Below are 2,773 nucleotides of genomic sequence, written 5' to 3' on the forward strand. Positions count from 1 at the left end.
GGCATGAATATTATTAGAAGATTAAAACAATTGCATATACCATTAAAACCATTTTTCAATTTTATCTTCCTCTAATAATTGGCATCAGCTTTACTCGACGGTTTGTATTGGCTTACATTGATGCCATCGCATCGCGTTATTTAAAAAGTGCTCGCCATTCTTTTAATAAGAGAGTGCGAACCGCCATTTTCTCTTATATGGACTGTTTACTCAGCGAAAGGAGAATGCCAATGCAAAATAAAAAAACAATTCACGTTGCCGTTGTTGACAGCTGCGAATTCACGATGATTGGCCTGCAATCGCTCGGAAAGCGTGAGCCTGATGAAAAACACGACGTTATTTTCCATGGGTTTACCCATATCGAAGAACTTGCTATGAGTGAACAACTCTTTGATATCATCATTTATGATCCGTTGAATACGCGTCATTTCCGGGTGACGACGAATGACGACATTCTCTGTATTAAACAGAAACAAGTGACGGCGAAGATCTATATCTATTCGTTATCCGCTGGCTATTTGAAATTCAAACATGTTGATGGGGTAATCAGCAAAAGAGTCTCCCTGGGGGATATCAAAGCGCTGTGGCAAATACTGATGAGCCAGACGCCGCAAGAGTCTGGTCGTTACAACGTAGGCATGACTACCCGCTTACGCACCCCGGCGAGGCTGTCCAGCGAGGAGGCCAGCGTATTGCGCGGCTATTCCTGTAATCTCAAAACCAAGCAAATCGCCCGTCAGCTGGGGTGTAACGTCAGGCTGGTTTACTTTTATAAAAACAACGCCATGAACAAGCTTAAGGCCGTGCGTGGCCCCTCGTTTTACCAGAGCATTCGCTGGATCCTGAATTAAGAATTTGACCGTGTGTCGTTTGCCTTTTGTTCCCGTGTCCGCGGGAACCTTTTTTTCATTTCCTGAAGGCTGTTCCATGTATACCGTTCTTCCCTCTCCCCTGTTGCAACGTATCTCAGGGCTGCGATTCCAGCCGCTTGTCGATCTTCATTCGGGCCAGATGTTCGCGCATGAAGTTCTCGTGGAGATCCATAACGTCAATCTGGAGATATTGTTTGCTTCTCTGCCTTCGCGCAGCGCGCTGCAAATCTTCTTCTGGCAGGCCAACACCCTGTTACAGATACCCGCCCGGGACGCTTACTGGCTAAACCTTCCGGCAGAGCACCTTCTCGACGAACGCGCTATCCGGTTGTTGCTGGCGTTACGCCATCAGCAGCGGTTAACGATTGAAATTCAGGATCCTCTCACCATCACACGGCTGAGTAAGGCTGAGCAACATCGTCTTCATGCCACGCTTGTTCGGTTAAAAGAGGCGGGATGGCAAATCTGGCTGGACGATTTAACCCGGGAGTTGGCTGAGGCGTTCGCGCGGCTTGCGCTGCCGCTGGATGGGGTAAAAATTGACCGCTCAGCGCTGCGCGAGCGAGCGCCGCTTGCCCCGTTTGTGCAGGAGGTCAGGGCAGGTATCGCGCAATCAATTCTTATCGAAGGCATCGAGAATTCGCGGGATCTGGCGCGCGCCCGCACGTCTGGCGCACAGTCTGGCCAGGGTTTTCTGTGGCCCGAAAGCCGCACCGATGCCCGCGTAACGCTGTGAGGGCCAGCTTACCGTGGCCTACCAGCCCGGCACCGCACCGCCGTTAAAAATGGTCTCTGCCGCTTTCGCCACTTCCGGCGACTGATAGGACTGGATAAATTTCTTCACGTTTTCGGCGTCTTTGTTGTCTTCTCGCGTGACCACTATATTCACGTAAGGCGAGTTTTTGTCCTCAATAAAGACGCTGTCATGTACCGGAGACAGCCCCGTTTGCTGAAGATAGGTGGTACTGATGATGGCCACATCCACTTTCGGATCGTCCAGCACGCGCGGCAGCTGCGCCCCTTCCAGCTCCATAATCTGTACGTTTTTGGGATTCGCGGTAATATCCAGCGCCGTCGGCAGCAGGCCCACATCCGGTTTAAGGGTAATCAGCTTCTCTTTTTGCAGCAGCAACAGCGCGCGACCGAGGTTGGTGGGATCGTTTGGAATCGCAATGGTTGCGCCATCCTTCAGCTCAGACACCGATTTAATCTTTCGGGAGTAACCCGCCATCGGGAAGACGAAGGTATTGGCCACGGCGACCAGCGTGTAATTGTGCGCCTTGTTATCTTGTGCAAGGAACGGGCGATGCTGGAAGACGTTGGCGTCCAGTTCGCCCTGGTTGGTGGCATCGTTGGGTAGCAGCGAGCCGCTAAAGCCCACCAGCTCAACATCCAGACCGTATTTCTCCTTTGCCACCTTTTTGGCGACTTCCGCCACGTCCTGCTCAGCGCCATTGATGACGCCGACTTTAATGTGTTTGGCATCATTGCCGCCTTGATCGCAACCTGCCAGCAGCAGGGCCGCGAGCACCAGAGCACTCAACTGAAATTTCACGAGACAGTTCCTTTCGACAGTGGTTTTGAAGACTATATCGACAACGAGACGGCAGGCTAAAAAACGAAAAGGAATCAGTAAGACGGTTAAGTTATATGCGGCCTGTTGCCGGGTGGCGCTGCGCTTACCCGGCCTACGTGACGGTAGACGTGTAGGCCCGGTAAGCGTAGCGCCACCGGGCGATGGGCATCAGGCTACGGTAGTCCAGGCGCAAGCAGAACCGCTAACCTCACGCCTGCCGACGCAGCGGCGCTTCGCGCAAAAACCACGACAGCACAAACGCCAGCACCATAATCCCCGCCGCCAGCATAAACACCGCATGGATAGCCGAGCCGAACGCATCCAG

General features: G+C 52.5%; 3 protein-coding genes. 2 read left to right on the forward strand and 1 reads right to left on the reverse strand.

What is annotated here, in order from left to right; all coding sequences use genetic code 11:
* Nucleotides 1-230: 230 nt before the first annotated feature.
* Both HP459_RS22260 and HP459_RS22265 read left to right on the forward strand, forming a co-directional pair.
* On the forward strand, nt 231-851 hold the full coding sequence (locus tag HP459_RS22260; protein WP_015570093.1) for a LuxR C-terminal-related transcriptional regulator: 621 nt from the start codon (nt 231-233) through the stop codon (nt 849-851).
* Nucleotides 852-927: 76 nt separating this feature from the next.
* Entirely contained in the window at nt 928-1,608 is a 681-nt protein-coding gene (locus tag HP459_RS22265; RefSeq protein ID WP_022646575.1) for an EAL domain-containing protein, read from the forward strand.
* An 18-nt stretch (nt 1,609-1,626) separates the two neighbouring features.
* On the opposite strand, the gene nlpA is transcribed toward HP459_RS22265, so the two are convergent.
* Nucleotides 1,627-2,427 carry a lipoprotein NlpA gene (gene nlpA, locus HP459_RS22270; protein WP_171936860.1) on the reverse strand — a complete coding sequence of 267 codons (801 nt, stop codon included), beginning with the start codon at nt 2,425-2,427 and terminating at the stop codon, nt 1,627-1,629.
* Between the last annotated feature and the right edge of the window lie 346 nt (nt 2,428-2,773).

Source organism: Enterobacter sp. CM29 (assembly GCF_013179605.1).
GTDB lineage: Bacteria > Pseudomonadota > Gammaproteobacteria > Enterobacterales > Enterobacteriaceae > Enterobacter > Enterobacter intestinihominis.